This is a genomic window from Maribacter aurantiacus (genome assembly GCF_005780245.1).
In the GTDB taxonomy this organism is placed as follows: domain Bacteria; phylum Bacteroidota; class Bacteroidia; order Flavobacteriales; family Flavobacteriaceae; genus Maribacter; species Maribacter flavus.
Map to the genome: position 1 here is coordinate 1,062,323 of NZ_VBUK01000001.1, position 23,714 is coordinate 1,086,036.

Here is a 23,714-nt window from a genome sequence, read left to right on the forward strand (position 1 = left end):
TAAGATTTATTCAATAAGCAATCATGAGCGGGAATAGCGAGTTTCAATCCTAGTTTCTAATTGGATAGGTATTTAAGTGTTTCTCCGTTCAATTTTACAATTGAAATTCTTGAGTTTCAATCCTAGTTTCTAATTGGATAGGTATTTAAGACGTACCGATGCAAGTCTAAAAGCATTTAAAAAACGTTTCAATCCTAGTTTCTAATTGGATAGGTATTTAAGAAAGCAACTCCTACCGCAACGTGGCCATTAACGCTAGTTTCAATCCTAGTTTCTAATTGGATAGGTATTTAAGATAGCCACCGGCGACCGCAACGGGATAGGTGGCCTGGTTTCAATCCTAGTTTCTAATTGGATAGGTATTTAAGCATTACGAAAGTCGTTCAAAAACTTCAAGGGCTTTAGTTTCAATCCTAGTTTCTAATTGGATAGGTATTTAAGAAGACCGAGGATCCCACCAAGGAAGCCTCCAAGCCCAGTTTCAATCCTAGTTTCTAATTGGATAGGTATTTAAGCCCACCATAGGGTAGGGCTTTATATAAATGAGTGTGTTTCAATCCTAGTTTCTAATTGGATAGGTATTTAAGACCAGTTCATGATCATGAACAATGACATCTATGGGGGTTTCAATCCTAGTTTCTAATTGGATAGGTATTTAAGCCGCTGCCATTGGGGGCAATATGGAGAAAGGGGAATCGTTTCAATCCTAGTTTCTAATTGGATAGGTATTTAAGTCATATGTAGTGTAGCCCTTAATGAAGCGCTTGACAGTTTCAATCCTAGTTTCTAATTGGATAGGTATTTAAGTGAAGTGATGAAGAAAGCCTTAATGAAGGCTATCACGTTTCAATCCTAGTTTCTAATTGGATAGGTATTTAAGGAGTATATTGATCTTGAAAAAACCAAGGTCTCCCGGTTTCAATCCTAGTTTCTAATTGGATAGGTATTTAAGTATACCACCGGAGTCTTGGGGCTTCCTTCGGTTTTGTTTCAATCCTAGTTTCTAATTGGATAGGTATTTAAGTTTCCTGTAGTGTCTTTATGTGTTTACCTACACTTTGTTTCAATCCTAGTTTCTAATTGGATAGGTATTTAAGTCTCTGCGTATAATATTAACATTGCTATATGTACGCGTTTCAATCCTAGTTTCTAATTGGATAGGTATTTAAGGCGACCGATTTCGGCATTTTGCCTATCGGCTCTAAGTTTCAATCCTAGTTTCTAATTGGATAGGTATTTAAGCCAGTTCATGATCATGAACAATGACATCTATGGGGGTTTCAATCCTAGTTTCTAATTGGATAGGTATTTAAGTCTATATGTGGCAGGTGAAGAAATGGGAACGGATGAAGTTTCAATCCTAGTTTCTAATTGGATAGGTATTTAAGTTGCCAAGGTTGTCTGTTCCTGCCGCATCACCTTCCAAGTTTCAATCCTAGTTTCTAATTGGATAGGTATTTAAGGGACCTTCAATACCTCCCGTTCGTTCTGGGTGTGGAGTTTCAATCCTAGTTTCTAATTGGATAGGTATTTAAGCTCCATAATTTTCCCATCAATACCATCCCGGCCAGTTTCAATCCTAGTTTCTAATTGGATAGGTATTTAAGAATACCAAGCCAAGGTAGATGCCCTGCTTTTCAAAAGTTTCAATCCTAGTTTCTAATTGGATAGGTATTTAAGCATATGTAGTGTAGCCCTTAATGAAGCGCTTGACAGTTTCAATCCTAGTTTCTAATTGGATAGGTATTTAAGACCAAAAGAAATAACGGACGGTTTCTACCCCCAACGTTTCAATCCTAGTTTCTAATTGGATAGGTATTTAAGAAACCCCCTAATACGCTTACGCATGACAGAAAGAGTGTTTCAATCCTAGTTTCTAATTGGATAGGTATTTAAGGCGGTGAGCCTTGTAATATATTGAACGCAAAAAACTGTTTCAATCCTAGTTTCTAATTGGATAGGTATTTAAGCCCATTAGATTATATCATACAGCTTTGCAAATGAAGTTTCAATCCTAGTTTCTAATTGGATAGGTATTTAAGAGTGCAAAGGTAATCCCGAACCTTTAAAAGAGGGAGGTTTCAATCCTAGTTTCTAATTGGATAGGTATTTAAGCGGAAATGGATAATGGAAGGCGCGTATACGGCTATGGTTTCAATCCTAGTTTCTAATTGGATAGGTATTTAAGAGGTATTCAAAACCCAATGTATTTAGGTAGCTTAATGTTTCAATCCTAGTTTCTAATTGGATAGGTATTTAAGAGAAAAAACGACAACACCGGGATTGAACGTTATAGGTTTCAATCCTAGTTTCTAATTGGATAGGTATTTAAGCATTACCATGAAGAAGACGGACAAGTTCATCCGCATGTTTCAATCCTAGTTTCTAATTGGATAGGTATTTAAGCTTGGCCAGTTTGCCGTTGGCATCCGCTAAGTTCAAGTTTCAATCCTAGTTTCTAATTGGATAGGTATTTAAGCGGTACCCGTATCCTCACCAACGGCGGCATCCTTCATTGTTTCAATCCTAGTTTCTAATTGGATAGGTATTTAAGATATTTTACACTGGCCTATATTCAGTATAAGGGGGTAGTTTCAATCCTAGTTTCTAATTGGATAGGTATTTAAGTTACCCTGTGGGCAATACGCATGCGTTCCTGCGGGGGTTTCAATCCTAGTTTCTAATTGGATAGGTATTTAAGCCGGTTCCAAAAGTGGTGGTCACCTTGGGTATGAAAGTTTCAATCCTAGTTTCTAATTGGATAGGTATTTAAGTACTCCCAAGGTTGATAAACATACTTTGGCTTACCGTTTCAATCCTAGTTTCTAATTGGATAGGTATTTAAGCGCTGTGGCGATAGAGGCCGTTGTGGCCGAATCCGAGTTTCAATCCTAGTTTCTAATTGGATAGGTATTTAAGAGTCAATTCCCGTGCTAGTAAAAAGATATGTAATATGTTTCAATCCTAGTTTCTAATTGGATAGGTATTTAAGAAAAACAAAGGATGTTTAGGAATATCACCTTTTGCGTTTCAATCCTAGTTTCTAATTGGATAGGTATTTAAGGCTGCATAGTATTGATTTTTATGGTACGAATATACGGTTTCAATCCTAGTTTCTAATTGGATAGGTATTTAAGTTGGTACTCGTCGACGGGGTCGTTGGTACATGCCGCGTTTCAATCCTAGTTTCTAATTGGATAGGTATTTAAGCGCCCGCCGTGCTTATGAACTCGAGATAATCTCCGGGTTTCAATCCTAGTTTCTAATTGGATAGGTATTTAAGAGAAGTTGGGATATGCGGAAATGGCCTGGGAAACGGGTTTCAATCCTAGTTTCTAATTGGATAGGTATTTAAGCAAGCGAGGCTTTTTTGTTGGATATCCCCAAGCCGTGTTTCAATCCTAGTTTCTAATTGGATAGGTATTTAAGCATCATACGTCCACCTTGAAACGGGTGAAATCCTTTGTTTCAATCCTAGTTTCTAATTGGATAGGTATTTAAGTTGGAATTGTTGGACCGATACCAGCAAGAGTTTGAGTTTCAATCCTAGTTTCTAATTGGATAGGTATTTAAGGCGATTTGAGCCTCAAATACCAAATATAATGCGACTTCAAGCATTTTGATAACTTTTTCTTTCCTATTTTTCAATACGTCAAAGAACGCTTTATATGGGTTTTTCGGGAAATTTCCGTATTGGCTATCACCCGTTATTGTTGACATCGGCATCATTTTTTTAAAAGATTAAAATAAATTGCAACCCGGAAAACCTACTTTGTACAGATATTCCGATATGTACAATTTAAGCATCTTTTTTTAAATTTTGTTGCCTTTGGAAATTTGTTTCCTTCTATTATTTTAAGCATTTCCCCAGTGCTTTGCCTAACCAGACTCTTAGCATTTTGATCTATGGGAACCTCTACCAATTTGTTCTTACTTCTGGTATAAACCAAGAAACCCTTATGGACCGGTTTGTTGTAGGTGTCCTCGATTAAAATCGCGTAGCAATAGAGCTGTTGGGCATAGGTTTCAAAAATTCGGTCTTTCCAAAGGGCGAACTTATAATCCAAGGGAGCGTAACTACCGTCTTCCAGTTCCAACACTTCATCCACCTTACCCCTTAAATAATCGTTTCCCAAATACATATCTGTCCATTTTTGGGTCACACCAATTTTTTTCCGCAGATACACTTTGTTTCGCTCCAATTTTTCGTCATGGATTTCCCTACCTCGCTCTACCTTAAAATATTTATCCTCATTCTGTGGTATTCGCAGCACATATTCAAAATAGGTATACCGTGGACAATAAAGGTATTCAATGATTTGGGATGGGTAGAAGCTCAGCATCGGCTTAAAAAAATAATGCCTTTACCTCGTCCGTCACCAGTTTTTCATCAAAGGCCTGTCCCAACATACTGCATTCCTTCAATTGTTCTTTGTTCATTCGGAATAGATATACTTTGTCCGTTTCCTCATTGATGACTTTGGTAATCTGAAGTTCCAAACTATCCTTTTCATTGGCGTTCAACGTACCTAAAAAGCAAGAATATTGTACCCGATACAGCCCGGCATGCTTGCATGCTTTTGAAACATAGCTGCGTGCCGAATTATTTTTTATATCATATAAAACCCAAGTAATCATTCCTTTTCAATTAAACTGTTCGCAAATCTATGTGCTTCAAGTTGTGTTGCGTTCAACCGGGTCTGTAACCTACCCTTATATTTTATCCTGTCACTGTCCAGGTATTCCAAATATTCCGGTACAAAAAAGGCTTTCCCTTCTTGGTTTAAACTTACCCCACCAGTGAAGCTATCAAAATAGGATTTGTTCATTTTTTTGGAGGTAAACATCTTGAACACAAAGCGCTCCGCATAAATGCGGTAGGGTTCAATAAAATCATAGACCAAGCTTTTGGAGTTGTAATCGTCCCTATGCATAAAGCCCACAAAGGGATCTAGGCCTGCCAACATCAAGGCCCTTTCTATTCGGCTATAAAGTATGCCGTAGGCATAATTGAGAAGGGCATTGAATTCGTCCTGTGCGGGCCTAAAACTACGCCCTTTAAATTGATAGGTATCCGGAATACAGGTAGACAAGGCCTCAAAATAGTGTCTACCAGCAGACCCTTCCCAACCGCGGAAACTTTCTGCAACGGAGTTTACATCTGGGCCATTTGTTTCAAGAATCTTCTTTCTGAATTCCAAAATTGCACCACATTTCTCGTCCAAGTAAGCATGTTGTTGTTTTCTGTGTTTTTTTAAACCGTTCAGGAAATCTGCCTGATTTTCCAATTTTTGGGCCAACCAACTTTTTACCCAGATAAGACCCGTTTCATCCAAGGAGGCCACCAATTGCCGCTTTCGGATTTTGGTGGTACTGCCCAATTTGCTATGCCAAAACCTGCCCATGGGGTGCCCGTTGTTTTCCACGATGACAATATCTATATTGTGCTTTAGGGCAAGGGCAATGGCATCCGTAGTGAGAGCGGCCCCTTTGGAAACAATAAAGGAAGTTACCTTGTGAGCGGCAATGTGGTTTACCTTAAAGGGTTGTTTTTTGTCCTCCCGCACCTTTATCTCGAACATATCATCCTTTACATGAAGATAGGTGCCGTATGTATTGATGAAAATCTGCATTAGGGGGCTGTTATGCTACCAAAACCCCTGCTTACGGATTTGCCAAGGCCAATCTCCGAAGGAAGCTTTGCATTTATAATGAAGGAACCCGTAAAGGCGACCATTTTGTTCTCTTTGAACAAGGTGCTTTTTTCCCGAAGGTTTACCTTGGCCATCAAACGTTCATTGTCATCAAGTTCTATGTTCGTATTCCTGAGAAAGCTAAGGACATGCCCCACAAGAATGGCGTTGAGCATGTCTTCCTTTTCGGTCGTGGTTTTAAGGTTTTGGTATTTGGGATAATTTTTTTGGTTGAGGGCCATCCAAAGGGTGGCAAAGGAGTACTCGTGCAGTTGGCTACTATACCCTGTTTCCTCATTCTTAACTTCTATATTTTTACTGCTGATTGGATATTTTTTGCCCGAAATATCCAATTCCTTTATTTTCAGGAACAGCTTGGGCAACAGTTCCGCCCCTTCTCCGATTCCTAAAAGCATGGGCGTATTTTGAATCACCTTGTACTGTATACTGGGGTATTTATACCGGAACCTACCATCCTCATAGTGGTTGTGCAGAATAGGGGAGTGTTCTTTAAATAGCGTACCGAAATAACCCCTAAGTTTATGGGCATCCCGGGTCTGTAATTTAATTTCCGGGAACTTGATACGACAGATCTGTAGTTGTTTGGTGGTCGATGCTGTGGTCATATTCCTTGTTTTAGTGGATGTTTAAATGTTACTCTATGGCACGCTAGAAAAGCTCATATTCATTGGATTCCCAATTCTCTGAATTAAAAAGGTCCTCTAAATATTGATTAATTTCGGCTATCGAAACCTCATTTTCAGCGTAAATCTCTCCGGGCTCAAGCCCGTACCATTTCCTTAGTTCCTTGTGTTCCGGGTGTTTCTGGTTTTTTATAACCTCCAAAAAATTCGCATAACCCCATGGTCCGCCTACATCCTCCGGCGGACATTTACCCACTGCATCCATACAATAAGGTATTCCTGTAAAAGCTTCAATCTCTTTTTGGGTCGCTTTTAAAAAGGAAATCTTGTGCCACCAATCATCCCCAAAATCGTACCAGTACCAAAAAGGTTTTGCCCCATTTTTAAACAAGATGCTATCCTTTAACAAGACTTCATGGGCTCCCAACATTTCGGGGCCGCCAAAATCGTCAAAGTCGTCCGGTATACCTACCCGCATGGTGGCACGGCCCTTTGCATCGCTAAATTCAAAAAGGTGGGCGTTCATCCAGCCAAAGGACTCTTGGATGATGAAGTGTAATTGCAGCATGGTACAATCTTCTGGCACCAAAAGCGTGCGCTCACATTTGTGTGGTAGGTCCTGTAGGGCGATTTTGAGTTTGAGGGGGTGTTTCATAGATATAGATTCAATAAATGGCATTAAAATGTTAAAACATTTATTCCTTGATAGATGTATCCTTCCTTATTTTGTGAAAAATCTTTGTTGCAATTATAGATGGGTGTCTTTTGCTCTTCAAGGTTAATATAATAAAAGCCATGTGTCTTTTCCATTGGAAGTCCAATATCATTTTCTTTGAAAGGAATATTGATATTAATTACATAGTCATAAAACTCTGCTTTAATGGAAGCGAAATTATCCTTCCTTTCGAAAGTATTTAATTTGTCATTTTCTTGAAGGGCAACAAATTCGGTCCAAACTTTTTTGGCCTTTTTATTCAATCCTATAAAAATAGATTCTGTTTTCGTAGCTTCAATTAGTTTAAAATCACCAGTTTCTTCAAAATTTAAAGCAAGTAAGCTTTTTAGGTATTTATTTTCCGAGTACTCTGAAAGATCTTTTACTTGTTCAAAATAATTCTGTATTAAATGTAAATATTCCTTTTCTTCAATAGTATCATAGTACTTTAAAACGTTTTCTGTTTTCTTTAATAAATCTGCACCGTAAATAAACCCCGTTACCTTCTCCAATTCATCAATTTTGTAGATAAATACTTCACTAACTTCCTCTTTTTCATCATACCTATTGGCTCTTCCTGCGGCCTGTATTATGGAATCTAAAGGGGCAAATGCTCTAAAAACAGTATCCACGGATATATCCACTCCTGCCTCCACTAATTGCGTACTTACAATTATTTGACGATTATCTCTTTTCTTTGCTTTAATTTTTTCAATAATTCTTTTTCTTTCATAAGGGGTAATCAATGTGGTTAAATAAAAAACTTCGTCTTTCTTGCTATCAAAGACTGTGGAAATATTTCGATATGTTTCAAGGGTTGACTTTTTTGTGTTTAGAATAATTAAAATGTCCTTTTCTGGATTATTTAAACAGAATGCGATTATTAATTCGATAAACGAATCCAGCGAGATAGATTCTTTTGCCTTATTTATAAGTCTTGTGCGATTAAAGAATGTAAAGTAGTAGTGATGATTTTTTACTAATTCTGTGATTTCTTCTTCCGGTTTAAAAATAAGCGGTTGAGTTGCAGACATAAGAATAATGTAGCAATTTAAATGTTCTGCGATTGAAAAAAGGGCCTGTCTTATTACTTCCCAAAGAGGATGTGGGATTTGCTGAACTTCATCTAAAATGATAACTGAATTTGATAAGGCTGAAAACTTAAGGAGTTTGGTTTTGTTATTTGTGATTAGGCATTCCAGTAATTGTACAAAAGTGGTTACAACTACAGAACTCTGCCAAGTTTCTATTAAAAATTGACTTTCCTGTGAATCCCGCACTGTATCCTCACTTTCTTTATATTTCGGTTCGGCTAGATGGTGGTGCTTTAAAAGCAATGAGGTATCCGGGTCATTGAAAACTTCTCGATAGACTTCATAATTCTGGTCGATAATACTAGTAAAAGGAATAGCGATTATAATTTTTCCTTCCTGTAGTCTAGCCAACTCCTTTAATTTTAATGCTGCTCCAAGGGAAGTTAACGTTTTGCCTAAACCGGTTGGAAGAGATATAGAATAGAAATGATTTATAGGTGCAAATTTATTTTCTATTGATTCTATGACTGAAAAATAAGCATCATTTTTGAGGTTATTTATTGTTGTTGAAGGTTTTTCAAACCCATTATCTTTCCGGAATGATACTAAATAGTTTAAATCGAGGTTTTTAATTTCTGGAAAATTTCCCGATAAAATCACGTCGGATTTATCTGAAAGAAGAAGACACCCAAACATCCATAAAAAAAGATAATAAGTTTCAGATTTTTTAGAATTTCCCCATTTTTTCTTAAAATTAAGATTATAGAATTCTACGAGATTTAAACGAGTTTCTTTATTGAAGCCATCATCTTCAAACCAATCAATAAAGTCTTCCCAATGTACAGAAATGTTCAGCTTTTCATTGCATATTTCTATAATATCCTGAACAGCATCTTTAGGGATAGATATATATTGTTTCTGTAAATCCTCTTTGAAATTATTGATGCCCAATTCATTTTTAAAATCTCCAAGATTGCCGTGATGTCTTCTTACGACTATGAAGCAAATAACACAAAGCAAAAACCTTAAATCAACGGGAAGCCCACTGTTTTTAAGGTATTCTTGGGCAACATAAAAGACAAAAACCGCTGACGGTAAGGAATGATTTTTTAAACTATTATGCGGCTCATCCGGGATTCGCAAGTAATTTTGAAAGTACGAAGTGGCCTTGCCGATATCGTGATAAAACCCACAAATGTATAACAAGTCGGACTTTATAGTTTTATCAAAACCAAAATTAGTTGTGTTCTTTATGGCAATTGTCGAACAATTTTTTGCAACTTCTTTTAAATGCTTGACCAATGGCACACCAGGATGCGATTCTATAATCTTCATAGAAACTGAATGTTTCCTTCACTTGCAATGGCAAATGATTTTTTGTTGGATTTTGCCCTAATACTATCCCCATTCATTTCTACCAAAATTTCACCGTATCGGTTAATTGTTCTGTCGGTTTGCATATCTAAAGGAAAAGTTTCAACCTGAAAAACCCTTTCTTTTATAAAATTAATATCAACAGGAGCATTTTCTGTGTCTAATTCTGAAAGGTTGATAGCCGTGCTAAAATCTAGATAATTATTAGGAACTTCGCTTAACTCTTTTTCTCCAACATATTCAATATTAGCAGACATTTGACTTAACCCCAAGTAAGGATGAAAATGAAACCTCTTACTCTTTAGGCGTTCGATTAGCTCATTTCTTAATCGATGGTCCCAGTTTAAAAAAATTCTATAATTCGGGTCTTTTAATAGTTCATATTCAATTTGGGTTCTGTTTGTTACATTGAAAAATGATTGGTAACTGCCCGTATCTAACAGATTAAATCCGATATTTACTTTCTTTATTTCAGAAAGAGGTCTAATTGCGACCGAAGCATTACTATTTGAGAAAACTTCCCTCAAGTGTTCCTTGCCCACCTTAATTTTGTTAAGAGAATCTTCTCGCTCTATACCCAAAACTGCCCCCAAAACGCCATAAATTGCTGATGGAGTTGGCAAACTGTAAGTTAAAGGAGAAGTCGTAGTGTTGAATTTTCTAAAATGGCCATATTCCCCAGAAATATCGAATATGAGTGCTGTTTTAGAAGTCATCTGTCTTGTACGTTTTATTTTCTAAAGTATAGGTTTCTCCATTGTTTAAAAACTTTAAGCGACTATCCACTTGAACTTTTACAGAGATTATTTTATCTGAATTGGCTTTAATTTCTTTCAGTAGGCCTGTGAGGTCAATTTTATAATCTTCAGTATTTCTGATTTGTAACTCACTTTTTTCTGAAATCATTTTCAAACGTTGTCTTAATCCACCAATGTAGTATGGTTCCTTATAATTAACAGTAAAAAGCAATAAAGGATTCTGTCCAAACTTTGATCGAGAAATAAGATTCTTTGTGCCATTCCAAATTCCTTCCAAAAGCAGCTCCCGATCTTCTTCAGTCATTTTGGTGTATTGAGCAGCTTTTTCATTTACAATACCGTTGAAGCCTATTAATGCATATGGAATTTTGTATTCTGTTCTAAAGGTGGTTTGTTTCTTTTTATCTCCAGAAGCAAAAGCACCCGTTCCTTGCTCAGTAATAATTTCTGTTTGATGCAATGATTTACCCATTTGAAATTGAACAGGCCCAGTATAAGTAAAAGTGTCTTTTTTAATTGGTAAAACACCACCAAACACGCGAACGTCAATACAAGTTTTCAATACCTTATCGCTACTTTCCTTGAAAAGTTCTGCTCTTCTGGAACCAGAAGCTATATAATCTTCATTTCCATCCGAATATTTTGTTTCTCGTACGAAAATATCTTTATCATCAGAACCGTTATAACCTTTATATTCAAACCAATAATCCCTAATAGTTCTTTTTAGTCGAACATCAGAAACAAGTACCTTGTTTTCCTCGCTGTCAAATCTTGGCCGGTTTTCGTTTAAAGGGTCCCCATTGGGATTTGAATTCTCGATTTCGTATAAGAATAAAATTTCTGAACGATTTTTAATTTCTTCCATTATAATTGTATTAGATAATTTGATTTTTATGATTTAAATTTTCTTCCTAATTCAAGACCGCAAACAAAATTGAATGATATTTCTTGATTGGACATTTTTGCAATTTCCTTTTTACAGATCCTTAGTTTTTCGGCAATATATTCACGAAGGTCCTTATAGGTGTTTTGATAAGAATATTGATTTACTTTTTCTACCGCTTCGGTGTAAAGTCGCTCCACATCTCTTGAAGTAATATGCAATCCCTTTAGTTTTTTTTCAAATGGCGTACTACCAAGACTTGCTTGTTGCATACTAAACACTAAGTGAACAAGTACACCAAGACAAAATATCCCTGATTGTGCATCCTGTTTGGCAAAATCTTCATTTTCTGATATAAATCTTTTTAACTTTTCAAAATCGAAGGATACCTTTTTGCTGATTTCTTCTTTTTCTTCTTCTGTTACCATTGTTGTAATATTTAATTTTCGTATTTTATTAGATTTAATTCTGCCAAATAATTTTGTAGTAAAAAGCACTTTGCAATCAATAAATCTCCCTTTTCAACAAAACCTTCATTATTGGCCCTCTTAATATAGTTCGCTCTTATTACTTTCATAAATCGTTCATGAAGTTCTTTCTCACTTATTTTTCTACCCATAAAAATTTTATAGGTTATCTCATAAAAGCTATCTTCAAAGAATTGTTTGAATAATCTAAAACTAAATTTTAGGTCCTGTTTTTGCTTTTTCTTGTAGTGATAATCTAAGTCTTTAAATAGTGGGTTATTGTTTATAATTTTTGGAATTTCTATAAATAATTTCCGGAAGCGTGATGGCGGTATTTCTTCCAACATCATTTTTATTTTAATTGCCTTTGTTGTTGGGTTTTCTTCAAAAAAAAGCAGGTTTAATGTAAATAAGTTGTTGTTTGTTTGTCCAATTTTTTCCATTAAAAAATCTTCGTTTGAAGTAATGGATTCACTATTTTTTATTTGATAGTCAATTTCATTAAATAGTCCTAGAGCATTATCCAAAGATTCAGTATCGTTTGGCATGACGGCTTTGGGTATCAAAAAATAACTTTTGCCGAAAAAATATTTTGTCAGGTATTTTGTGATGTAATTTTTACCCAATTCCATTTCAATGGCACAGGTTTCACAAATTGGGTAGTTAATCCAATTGTTTTTTTGGTTAAAAAACCCGCTAACAGTTCCTGTTTTATCTACAGTACTATATTTAAAGGGAGAACCAAAACCATAAACCTCTGGTTTTTGCTGATGGCAGATACTACATATTTTGTTCTCCGCCTTCGAAACAACTCCATATTTATTATAATTTCCCTCTATTCCATTTTTGGAGATTAACCGCTGGACTATTTTAAAATCGGACAACAACCTTCTTTGGCCATCAACGTCAATAGTTAAAGTAAAGGCACTATTGAGTTTATCCTGTTTTTCTTGATTATCATATGTATTTTGTAATTCAGATTTAATTTGGTCGTAATTATCTATAAATGAATGCTGCCATCCCTTAAAAAAGGTTGCATTATCAGCATCTTCGGTTTCTGATAATTCAATTAGGTTTGGGAATTGAGTATTAACTAGTGTGTTCAGTTTTTTATCCAAGTCGCCAAATTTGGTTGTGAAGGTTATATCACCACCACGTGCAGATCCTTTTCTGTAAGCGTATTTTGAATAATTCTTCTCATTCACATTTTGCACATCGATACCTTTGAAATGAATTCTTTCTCCTTTTTTCTGGAATTCAATTAGAAGCATTTTACAGACCTTATTTGGATAAGGTTCCTGTGTAAATAACTCATAAGGCTTGAGATTTGAATTTCTTTCAAACTCTAATTTTCCAATGTCCGTTATCGACCGATCTTGCATAATGGTATTTCTTATATTATCAAATATAAAAATATTTACATATAGTTGTTTATAAATGACCTATTATTCATATTTTTGAATCATCTAAACAAAGTTGGATTGAAACCATATCGTTGTTTATTTAAATTCCATCAAAACTAGGTTTGAAAACAAACCCCGTAGCTCAATGGATAGAGCAGTGCTATCGAAAGCACAGGTTCCAAGTTCGAATCTTGGCGGGGGTTCAAAAGGATTATTAAGTTGATTTTCTCCTTGGCTTTGCCATTCCCCAATTTTCAGTAACGTATGTACCATTTTTAGTTGGTTTAATCAAAAACGTTCTATCCATAGTCCCAAAGACCATAGCATAATATTTCTTACAATTTAAAATGGGGGAAGGTTTCTCGTAAGAGAATTCCTAAGATACTATGTTTGGATAAAATTTCCTTACTGAAATGCGTAATTTTCAAAAAATATTTAAACGTTGACAACCTGCGGAAGTCGGCCAGACCTTCCGCTCGGATCCTCCCATGCGGACACGCCGCGCCGGTCCGCAACGGTCGTCCTTCCACTACAGGTCGCCCGACCCCCTCGGTTTGCTCGAAAGAACAAGCGGCGTTCCACGCCCCTTGACCTTTCCTTCCCCTACCCACAAAAATCTTTTCTAACGTTCAACAGTAGACAAATAGGAGAATTGAAATCGAGATGACTAGGTACCAAAGCAGACTCCCCGTCCAACTTTTAATCGACCCATTTAGGAATTGACTTTAAGTTGCTCACATTTACACGGCCAACATTTAAAATTCCTTCAATAGTAATTTTAACACATGAGCCTTATTTGACTTAAAGACTAGATGGACTTTCCAGCTTTCCAAAAGAGCATAGGCAAACCTCAAATTAGTTCTGATCAGAAGGAATTCAAAAAAATAGTAACTTGGACTCTCATTGATACCGTTTATGAAAATCGCTTTTAGAACAAAGGAAGATGCCAATAAGGAACAGGAAAGGGAGTTTCTCGCCCTTTCGGGAAGTGAGCGGTTCTATAGGTTTGTCGGGTTTATACAACAAAGTAAGAAGCTGCCTTCCAAAGCCAAGAAAACCAAAGACAAAAGCTTCAAGATCATCATCAAAACAAATCGTTGATGCAGCAATGGAAAAAGGACGTTGACCAATTTCTAGAACTGGCCAGTAAGCATGCTGTACGAATGCTGATGGTGGGAGGGGCGGCCGTTAATTTCCATGGGTACCAAAGACATTCCGCCGATGTTGACTTTTGGTTGGATACCTCTCCAGAAAATTTGGATAAGTTGGGACGGGTCTTTAAGGATATGGGCTTTGACTTTAATGGGTTTCCACCAGAGGTCCATGAACAGAAACAGAATATATCCTTAAAGTTTTCACCTGCAGACTTGGATGTCGAGCTAATTACAAAATTCAATGTAGGCCGACCTTTTGACCAAGCCTACGAAGCATCCGAACTGGTTCAAATCGGTACGAATAAAATTGCTAAGCTTCGTGTATTGACTTTGGATGATTTGATTAGTAGTAAAATCAAGTCAAATAGAACCAAGGACTTGTTGGATATTAAAGAATTGAGACGATTAAACGACCCTAAAAGGAACAAGGGTCTGGGGTTGTGAAGTTAAAACCTTTATCCAATTAATTTTAACCCAACCTCCGGAAGTCGGCCAGACCTTCCGCTCCAATCCTTCCCATGCGGACACGACTCACCGGTCCGCAACGGTCGTCCTTCCGTTCCAGGTCGCCCGACCCCCTCGGTGCGCTAGAAAGAACAAGCGGCGTTCCACGCCCCTTGACCTTTCCTTCCCCTACCCACAAAACCGTTTTCAACTGACTTTTTCAGGATAGCGAAATCCCAAATAAGGCCAAATAAAGTATCGGTTTGGCCCCATTTGTTCCTATATGGTTTGATGTGGTTTTTTATATTAAATAATTGATAATTAATTAGTTATATTGTTTTTTCTTCACTTATATTTATCCGTGAAACGGATAGCGAGGTGTATTCTAAGTAACTTAGAATCGGCTACTTCTGGCGAAGTGTTCTGCTTAAAAAAGCATCTAAAATGGATTCTGGAAAAAGGGGCAGGAAACGGTTGGGAAACAGGAAGCGTTGGCATAATGTAATGCTCAGGTTCAACGATGCCGAATATGAAAAGCTAAGGGCCATTTGCGAAAGCTACGATTTGGACATATCCCAAAGAGGAACTATTAGCCCATTGCTGAGAAGAATGGTCCTGAACGGCAAAACAGAAGAGAAGGAAAGACTGCCCGATACCTCGGAACTCGCCTACCATATCAACAGGATAGGGAACAACATTAACCAACTGGTAAAGTTGGCCCACCATAAAAATCTAAGAAACCCCAATGGGAACCTAGATGCGGAAATAAAAAGGACCAATGAACTACTGTACGAACTCTTGGAGATTACAATGAAAGCATAAACGATATGATTGCCAAGATAATTTACGGACATACATGTAGGGGAACCTTGGACTATATCCTCGGCAAGGAGGGCATGCAGGTATTAGGCTATGGCAACACGTTTTCACAGGACATCTCCCCGAAGTTTTTCGGGAGCCTGCTCCATTTTCAGGGCCAGCGCAACGCGACCAAGAACCGCTATGCCCATATCAGCCTGAACCTCCCCCACAATGAACACGTCGATGACAGTACCTTTTTTGAAATCTCGAAGGAGTACATGGAAAAGATGGGCTATGGCGAACAGCCCTTCATCGTAGTAAGGCACAATGATACGAAACATGAACATGTGCATATCGTTACCACCAATGTCAATGACAAGGGAAAGGTGCTAAGTCTCTACAATAGTAAAAGAAGAAGCATGGCCACCACCAGTTATCTCGAAACGAAATACGGCCTTGAACCTATCCCTAGGACAAAACAGCAGAAGGAACTACCAATTTTTCGGTTACCGGAACTAAAGACCGACAACGAAGATACCCAAGGGACAAGATACTATATCCAGGACGTATTGAACCGCATCCTACAGAAATATAAGGTCAGGAGTTTCGAGGAGCTTGCCCGACACGTCCAACCCTATCACATTGAAATACGCAAGACCCAAAGCACATCGGGAAGGGTAGGGGTAGCCTTTGGACTGGACAACCGTCAGGGATACAGGACCCGATTTATCAACGGTTCCCAGGTACACCGACAAATGAGCGGCCCGAAACTCCAATGGGTATTCGAAAACCATAAAAAGTCCAAGCTGTTGCCGATGCACCGAAAACGGCTGCTGAAACAAATTGAGACAACTTATAGCCTTTTCAAGACTATCCGTCCGCACGACCTCAAGCAAGTGCTCAAGGAATACCAGGGTATGGATATCGAACTGGATATAAGGAGGGCTACCATTGGAGAATATACCATCTACGACAAGTCAGGATATGTCTTCAGGGAAAAGGAACTTAGTAAACATCTCAGGATGCAGGAGCGGCAGGATATTTTCGGGAACGGTAATGTCCCGACCCAAATCGATACCCAAAGCAAACAGTTCCAACTTGAAAAGGAAAAACTGATTAGGGAAGCGATTCAAACATCACACCTGACATCAAAACAACAAAAAGTACTTCTATCGGAACATATCGAAACCCTCAGGTTTAAGAATATCGTTCCAATCCTATTGGAATCTGAAAAGCACAGATTCCTTGAAAAGTATATGTCAAGCGAGGAGAAACATACATTTAGGAAAAACCTAAAAGAAACCTTTCCCCAAATCCAACAAAAATTACATGACACGGAAACCAGAAAGGAGAGGGAAGCCCTACAAGGGAAGTTCGATTTGATAGGGGATGTATTAAGGAAAGGCGTTTTCAATGTAGGAGCAACGGATGGGAGCGTTAGGCACCTGTTCCAAGCCTTGGGTGTCAAGTACCAGAACAATAAACTGCTGTTCGCCAGTTCGGACAAATATTTCGTTCCAGTTCAATTGGGACACTTGCCCTTTCCTAAAAATATGCAAGAACATGTATCTAATGGATTTGTCCGACAGAACCATCTCATGATGGAAATGCTGACAAAGCAAGAAACTGATATCTTATCCAAACAATCCGCGATTTCCTTTTTTCTTCCCATGGTCTTTCCGGGACTCTTCGAACGTATGCATCCCGATTATAAACGACAATACGAAAGCATTTCCCTAGGTGCTTACCTCAAACATGCCGAACGGATGCATGAATCGTTCGAGAAATCCCCAATTGACTACATTGGTTTTTTCAATGCAAAGGGATTCTATTTTGAGAAAATAGATAACGGTATCAACATAAAGTCAATTTACACCGACAATAGTTCAAGTTATAAACTACCAAAAAGGACAAGCCTTTATTTAAATTCCATCCCCGATTTGGAAACATTCTTAAAACAACAGCATCCGGTTTTGGAAAATCTCATCAAAACTAACAGGAATAGCCTAGAAAACTTATGGGCCGGCCATTTGATGGAACTGGGCCAATATGAAAGGGTCGCTTATCTGCTGACAAATGAAAACGTATATCCGAACCTTCACCGAGAAGTAGTAGAATATCACATGGATAAGGGACTCAGTAAAACCATACAGGAGCGGATAGCAAGTAAAAACACCTTCCAACAAAACCGTCTATTAAGAATAGGCGTTTACACTAAAGGCTCATTATTGGACAAACCGGGAGGGAACCATCAGGAAGATTACAACGGATTTAAGGATGAGTTGACCGACTATACAAAGAGAAGGAAGGATAGGGGAATTTCATTTTAGTGGCAAAGGGGACTAATCGGCGAGGAATCTACACAGGATTTTTGTGGTTAGGGGAAAGAGAGTTATATGGTTTTTATCATAAACTGATCTTAACACACCCATATAAATTCAAATAAAACCAAATAACCCCATATTCTGAGTGCAAATTGAGTGCAAATGAAAAAGACTTTAAAGAAATGAATCTCTAAAGTCTTGATTTTCAGGTGATCGCGACACGATTCGAACGTGTGACCGTCTGCTTAGAAGGCAGATGCTCTATCCAGCTGAGCTACGCGACCATAGAACATTTAAAAGAATGGGTTTTTTAAATGTGGGTGCAAATTTAGTAAAAAATCCATATTGTTAAAACCAAAATCAATAAAAGATAATACGGTAATGGCGAAGGGTTGGGTTAAGTTTTTTTGTATCCGTCGTATTTGTCAAAGTTATCGTATAACTGGTCCAGGACCTGATAGAAGGTTTCAAAGGCTTCTTCTGAAATATGAATGGTACTGACCCGCCTTAAATCCTGAATTAAGGGAAGTACTTTTTTCATGAGCTTTTGGCCCTCTTCTGTCATCACCAATTTGTAGCGCTTTTGATCGTCCCTGAATCGGGATTTTTTCAACAAACCTTTTTTACAAAGTCCGCTAATGACGCGGGAGGTCGTCGCCCTATTTCTAAAATTGGATTTGGCGATGTCTGCCTGAGAGGCATCCGTACCTTCTAAATGCACCCGTTGGAGAATGACCCACTGTTCAATGGTTAGGTCAATATCATTATCATCGAACACTTGTAAAAAAGTACTTTGCACCTTTTTAAGGGTACGGTCAATGTATACGCCAAATCCTTCGGTACGGTCCATATTTCGCCTTTCGTCGAACAAAAATACATAGAAAATCGTTAAAATTGTTGTTAATGCAACAAAATGGAATTTTTTTTGTAGTTTTAGACCGGATTGATGAACCAAGTAAACATCATGTCGATACAATTCAAAACATATATTTTAGAGGACAGCACCTATAAAGGTGGCGCCAAGAAAATTGTAATGCCCCAAGGTATTGAAGTCCATAAATTGTCCTCCAACGAAAATCCACTGGGGTATTCGCCAAAGGTGAGACAAGCCCTCATGGCTTCGCTTGATGAATTGAGCCAATATCCGGACAATACGGATATTCGTTTGCGCCAGGCCTTGGTAAAGGATTTTGACCAAGCACTTTCTGAAGATCATTTTATAACGACGAACAGCGGTTCGGAAATTATCGACCTAATTTCAAAGGCCTTTCTTGGGGAAGGGGATACCGTCATTGTGAGTCAGCCGTGCTTTCTACCCTATACTGCGTTTACAAGGTGGATGGGAGCAACGGCAATCAATGTACCTATGACCACGAATTTTGAATATGATTTTGAGGGTATTTTGAAGGCTATTTCCGATAGTACCAAATTGGTCTTTTTGGCTTCGCCCAACAATCCCTCGGGAACCTATATTCCAAAAGACGTTTTAGAGGATTTTATGAACAAAGTTCCGGAACATGTAATCGTGGTTCTGGATGAGGTGTATCGGCATTTTGCCGATGCCCCGGATTATGTGACAGGGCTTCCCTTTGTAAAACAGAACAAAAATATCATCGCGATCAACAGTTTTTCCAAGACCTACGGGTTGGCCGGACTTCGTATAGGGTATTGCTATGCACCGTTACACATCAGCAGTTACATGCGAAAAATCTGTAAACCGTTCCTGTTGTCCTCAATGGCTTTGGAAGGAGCCATTGCGGCATTGGAAGATGAGGAATTCGTACAAGAGACCGTGGATTTGGTTCGAACGGAAAGAGCTTTTGTGTTGCATGGATTGAAGGAATTACATATTAAATATTGGCCCACCCAGGGAAACTTTGTCATGATCCAACCCCCAATATCGGACACCGAGTTGGTAAAACAGATGGAACAAAAAGGAATCATGGTGCGGCCCGTGGGTAATTTTGGTGCCCCCGGTAAAGTCCGTATCTCATTCGGTACCCGGGCGGCAAATAACGCTATGTTGGATGCCTTGGAAGCCGCTATCAAACAAAAAGAAGTAACAACGTAAAAAATTTCGCAACTATGTTGCATTAACAACAATAAAATAAAAACATATGTCAACAACCATAGCAGCAGAGAAGAAGCAGGATAAAGCAACTGATTTTATGCCCATAAACGGCACGGATTATTTGGAACTCTATGTGAGCAACTCCAAACAAGCGGCCCATTTTTATAAAACCGCCTTTGGATTTGAGTCCTTGGCCTACAAAGGCTTGGAGACCGGGAGTAGGGAGTTTGAATCCTATGTGGTTCAACAGGATAAAATTCGCTTGGTATTAACGTCCCCTTTAAAAAGTGGTACTGAGGTAGGTAAGCATATCGATAAACACGGTGATGGCGTTAAGGTAACCGCCCTTTGGGTAGATGATGCCACCTATGCCTACGAGGAGGCGGTAAAACGAGGTGCCAAAAGCTTTATGAAACCCCAAGTGGAGGAAGATGATCACGGAAAAGTGGTTCGTTCCGGTATTCATACCTATGGCGAGGTAGTCCATATCTTTGTGGAACGAAAGGATTATAACGGGGTCTTTTTGCCCGGATATCGGAAATGGGAATCAGACTATAAGCCAGAGTCCGCCGGACTCAAATTTGTGGACCACATGGTAGGGAATGTGGAAGAGGGAAAAATGAACTATTGGGTGAAGTTCTACGAGGATGTCATGGGCTTCAAACAGATTCTTTCCTTTGATGATAAGGATATTTCTACAGAATACACGGCCCTCATGAGCAAGGTGATGAGTAACGGTAACGGGCGTATCAAATTCCCTATTAACGAACCGGCTCCCGGAAAGAAAAAATCCCAAGTGGACGAATATCTCGAATTTTACGAAGGCGAAGGGGTACAGCATATTGCTGTAGCTACGGACGATATCGTGAAAACGGTATCCGACCTTAAAAGCAGGGGGGTGGAATTTTTGACCGTTCCCACCACCTATTATGATGTGCTAACCGAAAGGGTGGGTAAAATAGACGAGGATATAGATTCCCTGCGAAAACTGGGAATTTTGGTGGATCGTGACGATGAAGGTTACTTGTTACAGATTTTCACCAAAACGGTACAGGCAAGGCCCACCATGTTCTTTGAAATCATACAAAGAAAAGGAGCTACTTCCTTTGGAAAAGGAAACTTTAAGGCTTTGTTCGAGGCCATTGAGCGGGAGCAAGAGTTGAGGGGTACTTTGTAAAACCAATGCTCGGGATAAAAGTATTGTGGTTGTGAGTGTGAAGGTCATAGTGTAAAATTGTTCATTTTCTTTGCTTGTCCAAAGAAAACGAACCAAAACAAACGACACTTTTGAGTGGGATTTTTGACTTTAAGCAAGTCAAAAACCGCTCACCAAACCCCGCGCCATGCCAATGCCTGGCTGAATTTCGGGGCTTTGGCTTCGCTTATCCGGCGCAAAAGCCATACCGACTTCGTCGTCACAACATTCAGTACAAAGTGAATCGTGGTAAAGTCCTGATTTACGGCTTTTGCCGCTTTTATGCCACATGTACTAAAATGACTAACTTTAAAAGTAAGGAACAATTAAAATATAATTCGATGCCCATATATCATAAACAAGGAAACATACCCCCAAAACGGCACACGCAGTTCCGTAGGCCGGATGGGGAACTGTATTCGGAGCAATTGTTCGGCACCATAGGTTTTGATGGCATGTCCTCGCTGCTCTATCACCACAATAGGCCCACTATGGTCAAGGAAATTGTAAAGAGCACGGACATGTTCCCAAAAATCGCCCTGGAAAAACACATTCGTTCGCTAAAATTGGTGAGTTTTAATGTGGAACCCAAGGACGACTTTCTGGAGGCACGGGAACCCCTATTGATCAATAATGATGTGCATATAGGCGTAGCGGCGCCACGGAAATCCGTCACGGATTATTTCTATAAAAATGCCGATGCGGATGAAATGCTCTTCATCCACAAGGGTACGGGTACGTTGCGAACTATTTTTGGTAATATTCCCTTTGAATATGGCGATTATCTGATCATTCCTAGAGGGGTGATCTATCAAATCGATTTTGATTCTGAGGACAACCGGATTTTTTACGCGGAGTCCTTCACGCCCATTTACACCCCGAAAAGGTATAGAAATTGGTTCGGGCAGTTGTTGGAACATTCCCCATACTGCGAGCGGGACTATAAACTCCCCCAAGATTTGGAAACGTTCACGGATTTGGAGGATCATTTCATAAAGGTCAAAAAACAAGGGGTGCTGCATGAAATGATCTACGAAGGGCATCCTTTTGATGTCGTGGGATGGGACGGTTACAATTATCCCTACGGATTTTCGATTCATAATTTTGAACCGATTACGGGCAGGATACACCAACCGCCACCGGTACATCAGACCTTTGAAACATCGGCGTTTGTGATCTGTTCCTTTGTGCCCAGATTGTACGACTATCATCCAAAATCCATTCCGGCTCCTTACAACCATTCCAACATAGATTCTGATGAGGTGCTGTACTATGTGGACGGTGATTTTATGAGCAGGAATGGGGTGGCTCCGGGCAATATTTCCTTGCATCCGGCCGGTATTCCCCACGGTCCGCATCCGGGTGCCGTGGAGCGAAGCATCGGCCAAAAAGGTTCTGAGGAGCTTGCCGTAATGATAGACACCTTCAGGCCCTTGATGGTTACGGAAAATGCCCTAAAACTGGACGACGGGGATTACTACCGTTCTTGGTTGAATTCATAAATACAGCACGTACATGAAGCCGTTGACCACTTGGGTACACGTACCACAAAATTCGGATTTCACTATTTATAATTTGCCCTTCGGGATATTTTCTGCCGATGGAAAAAACCCTAGGGCCGGTATGGCAATAGGCGAACAGATCGTGGACCTTTCCGTATTGGCCAAGGCCAATTTATTGGCGGTGGAACCGCGCTATTTTTTGCAATCCACTCTGAACGATTTTATCGCCCTCGGCAAACCCATTACCAACAAGGTTCGGTTGGAGGTACAAAAGCTATTGATGGAGGAGGATTCACCCCTAAAAAGTAGGCCAGATGCCTTCATGCCCCAAGAAAAGGCTACGATGCATCTTCCCGTCCAAATAGGGGATTATACCGATTTTTATAGCAGTTTGGAGCACGCTACTAATGTAGGCAAAATGTTCCGTGACCCGGAAAATGCGTTGTTGCCCAACTGGAAGCACCTTCCTGTGGGCTATCACGGTAGGGCTTCATCCATTGTCGTGAGCGGTACCGACATATATCGACCCAAAGGCCAAGTACTCCCCAAGGGCGCTGAGGTTCCGGTCTTCAAGCCTTCCGGTCGGTTGGATTTTGAACTGGAAATGGCATTTATCGTTGGCAAGGAAACCCAATTGGGGGAATCCATTCCTGTGGATAAGGCATCGAACTATATCTTTGGCATGGTGTTGTTCAACGATTGGTCCGCCCGCGATATCCAGAAATGGGAATATGTTCCCTTGGGACCTTTTTTGGGCAAAAGTTTTGCTTCGTCCATTTCCCCGTGGATCGTGACCTTAGAGGCCTTGGAACCCTTTAAGGTATCGGGACCCGAACAAGACCCAGAAGTGCTTCCCTATTTAAAAATCGAGGGTGCCCATAATTATGATATCGATTTGGAAGTGACCCTGGCCCCAGAACAATCGGATCCACAAACCATCTGCCGTTCCAATTTCAAATATATGTATTGGAACATGGCCCAGCAGTTGGCGCATCACACCATAAACGGATGTAATGTGAAAGTGGGCGATATGATGGCCTCCGGTACCATTTCCGGGAAGGACAATACGGCCTACGGCTCGCTTTTGGAACTTTCTTGGGGCGGAACAAAAACAATTCAACTAACTAACGGACAAACCCGAACTTTTTTGGAGGACAACGACACCATTACCCTAAGAGGGGTTGCGGAAAGGGATTTTATAAAAGTAGGCTTCGGTGAAGTTTCGGGAAAAATTCTTCCGGCTAAAAATTGA

The 23,714-nt window shown here is 39.3% G+C and carries 19 protein-coding genes, 2 tRNA genes and 1 CRISPR repeat array (1 of these 22 cut by a window edge); of the genes, 9 read left to right on the plus strand and 12 right to left on the minus strand.

The window, feature by feature from the left end; all coding sequences use genetic code 11:
* Nucleotides 1-3,574: a CRISPR direct-repeat array (repeat unit 37 nt; unit sequence GTTTCAATCCTAGTTTCTAATTGGATAGGTATTTAAG) (it extends 4,704 nt beyond the left edge of the window).
* Between the two features lie 193 nt (nucleotides 3,575-3,767).
* From cas4 to FEK29_RS04530, 10 genes are read right to left on the minus strand one after another with little or no spacing between them, the layout of a single operon-like run.
* Nucleotides 3,768-4,343 carry a CRISPR-associated protein Cas4 gene (gene cas4, locus FEK29_RS04485; protein ID WP_193554876.1) on the minus strand — a complete coding sequence of 192 codons (576 nt, stop codon included), beginning with the start codon at nucleotides 4,341-4,343 and terminating at the stop codon, nucleotides 3,768-3,770.
* A 4-nt stretch (nucleotides 4,344-4,347) separates the two neighbouring features.
* On the minus strand, nucleotides 4,348-4,638 hold the full coding sequence (gene cas2 / locus FEK29_RS04490; RefSeq protein ID WP_138257173.1) for a CRISPR-associated endonuclease Cas2: 291 nt from the start codon (nucleotides 4,636-4,638) through the stop codon (nucleotides 4,348-4,350).
* The gene (cas1, locus tag FEK29_RS04495) at nucleotides 4,635-5,633 is read right to left on the minus strand and encodes a CRISPR-associated endonuclease Cas1 (protein WP_138257174.1); all 999 of its coding nucleotides are present in this window, start codon (nucleotides 5,631-5,633) and stop codon (nucleotides 4,635-4,637) included. The genes cas2 and cas1 overlap by 4 nt, the downstream gene beginning before the upstream one ends.
* The gene (locus FEK29_RS04500; protein ID WP_138257175.1) at nucleotides 5,633-6,319 is read right to left on the minus strand and encodes a CRISPR-associated endonuclease Cas6; all 687 of its coding nucleotides are present in this window, start codon (nucleotides 6,317-6,319) and stop codon (nucleotides 5,633-5,635) included. Before FEK29_RS04500 ends, cas1 begins: the two co-directional genes overlap by 1 nt.
* A 43-nt stretch (nucleotides 6,320-6,362) precedes the next feature.
* Nucleotides 6,363-6,992 carry a plasmid pRiA4b ORF-3 family protein gene (locus tag FEK29_RS04505; protein WP_161595311.1) on the minus strand — a complete coding sequence of 210 codons (630 nt, stop codon included), beginning with the start codon at nucleotides 6,990-6,992 and terminating at the stop codon, nucleotides 6,363-6,365.
* A 23-nt stretch (nucleotides 6,993-7,015) separates the two neighbouring features.
* Entirely contained in the window at nucleotides 7,016-9,421 is a 2,406-nt protein-coding gene (gene cas3 / locus FEK29_RS04510) for a CRISPR-associated helicase Cas3' (RefSeq protein WP_138257177.1), read from the minus strand.
* Nucleotides 9,418-10,176: a type I-B CRISPR-associated protein Cas5b gene (gene cas5b, locus FEK29_RS04515; RefSeq protein ID WP_138257178.1), complete on the minus strand. Its 759-nt coding sequence runs from the start codon at nucleotides 10,174-10,176 to the stop codon at nucleotides 9,418-9,420. The genes cas3 and cas5b overlap by 4 nt, the downstream gene beginning before the upstream one ends.
* Entirely contained in the window at nucleotides 10,166-11,083 is a 918-nt protein-coding gene (gene cas7b, locus FEK29_RS04520; protein ID WP_138257179.1) for a type I-B CRISPR-associated protein Cas7/Csh2, read from the minus strand. Before cas7b ends, cas5b begins: the two co-directional genes overlap by 11 nt.
* A gap of 26 nt (nucleotides 11,084-11,109) precedes the next feature.
* Nucleotides 11,110-11,529 carry a TM1802 family CRISPR-associated protein gene (locus FEK29_RS04525; protein WP_138257180.1) on the minus strand — a complete coding sequence of 140 codons (420 nt, stop codon included), beginning with the start codon at nucleotides 11,527-11,529 and terminating at the stop codon, nucleotides 11,110-11,112.
* An 11-nt stretch (nucleotides 11,530-11,540) separates the two neighbouring features.
* Complete coding sequence (locus tag FEK29_RS04530; RefSeq protein WP_138257181.1) at nucleotides 11,541-12,950, minus strand: TM1802 family CRISPR-associated protein; 1,410 nt, start codon at nucleotides 12,948-12,950, stop codon at nucleotides 11,541-11,543.
* 152 nt (nucleotides 12,951-13,102) lie between these two features.
* On the opposite strand from FEK29_RS04530, the gene FEK29_RS04535 reads away from it, so the two are divergent.
* From FEK29_RS04535 to FEK29_RS04555, 5 genes are all read left to right on the plus strand, one after another.
* Nucleotides 13,103-13,171, plus strand: a tRNA-OTHER gene (locus tag FEK29_RS04535).
* A 715-nt stretch (nucleotides 13,172-13,886) separates the two neighbouring features.
* A complete protein-coding gene (locus tag FEK29_RS04540) occupies nucleotides 13,887-14,072 on the plus strand; it encodes a hypothetical protein (RefSeq protein ID WP_138257182.1) in 186 nt (61 codons plus the stop codon).
* Nucleotides 14,072-14,569 carry a nucleotidyl transferase AbiEii/AbiGii toxin family protein gene (locus FEK29_RS04545; protein WP_205123387.1) on the plus strand — a complete coding sequence of 166 codons (498 nt, stop codon included), beginning with the start codon at nucleotides 14,072-14,074 and terminating at the stop codon, nucleotides 14,567-14,569. The genes FEK29_RS04540 and FEK29_RS04545 overlap by 1 nt, the downstream gene beginning before the upstream one ends.
* 444 nt (nucleotides 14,570-15,013) lie before the next feature.
* A complete protein-coding gene (locus FEK29_RS04550; protein WP_138257184.1) occupies nucleotides 15,014-15,391 on the plus strand; it encodes a plasmid mobilization protein in 378 nt (125 codons plus the stop codon).
* Nucleotides 15,392-15,396: 5 nt separating this feature from the next.
* The gene (locus FEK29_RS04555) at nucleotides 15,397-17,700 is read left to right on the plus strand and encodes a relaxase/mobilization nuclease domain-containing protein (RefSeq protein ID WP_138257185.1); all 2,304 of its coding nucleotides are present in this window, start codon (nucleotides 15,397-15,399) and stop codon (nucleotides 17,698-17,700) included.
* 204 nt (nucleotides 17,701-17,904) lie between these two features.
* Here the strand turns inward: FEK29_RS04555 and FEK29_RS04560 are convergent.
* Together FEK29_RS04560 and FEK29_RS04565 are read right to left on the minus strand one after the other, a co-directional pair.
* A tRNA-Arg gene (locus tag FEK29_RS04560) sits at nucleotides 17,905-17,978 on the minus strand.
* Between the two features lie 113 nt (nucleotides 17,979-18,091).
* A complete protein-coding gene (locus tag FEK29_RS04565; protein ID WP_138257186.1) occupies nucleotides 18,092-18,544 on the minus strand; it encodes a MarR family winged helix-turn-helix transcriptional regulator in 453 nt (150 codons plus the stop codon).
* Nucleotides 18,545-18,640: 96 nt separating this feature from the next.
* On the opposite strand from FEK29_RS04565, the gene hisC reads away from it, so the two are divergent.
* From hisC to fahA, 4 genes are all read left to right on the plus strand, one after another.
* Nucleotides 18,641-19,765 carry a histidinol-phosphate transaminase gene (gene hisC / locus FEK29_RS04570; RefSeq protein ID WP_138257187.1) on the plus strand — a complete coding sequence of 375 codons (1,125 nt, stop codon included), beginning with the start codon at nucleotides 18,641-18,643 and terminating at the stop codon, nucleotides 19,763-19,765.
* Nucleotides 19,766-19,811: 46 nt separating this feature from the next.
* The gene (gene hppD, locus FEK29_RS04575) at nucleotides 19,812-20,942 is read left to right on the plus strand and encodes a 4-hydroxyphenylpyruvate dioxygenase (protein ID WP_138257188.1); all 1,131 of its coding nucleotides are present in this window, start codon (nucleotides 19,812-19,814) and stop codon (nucleotides 20,940-20,942) included.
* Nucleotides 20,943-21,301: 359 nt separating this feature from the next.
* The gene (locus FEK29_RS04580) at nucleotides 21,302-22,462 is read left to right on the plus strand and encodes a homogentisate 1,2-dioxygenase (RefSeq protein WP_138257189.1); all 1,161 of its coding nucleotides are present in this window, start codon (nucleotides 21,302-21,304) and stop codon (nucleotides 22,460-22,462) included.
* 22 nt (nucleotides 22,463-22,484) lie between these two features.
* Nucleotides 22,485-23,714: a fumarylacetoacetase gene (gene fahA / locus FEK29_RS04585; protein WP_138257360.1), complete on the plus strand. Its 1,230-nt coding sequence runs from the start codon at nucleotides 22,485-22,487 to the stop codon at nucleotides 23,712-23,714.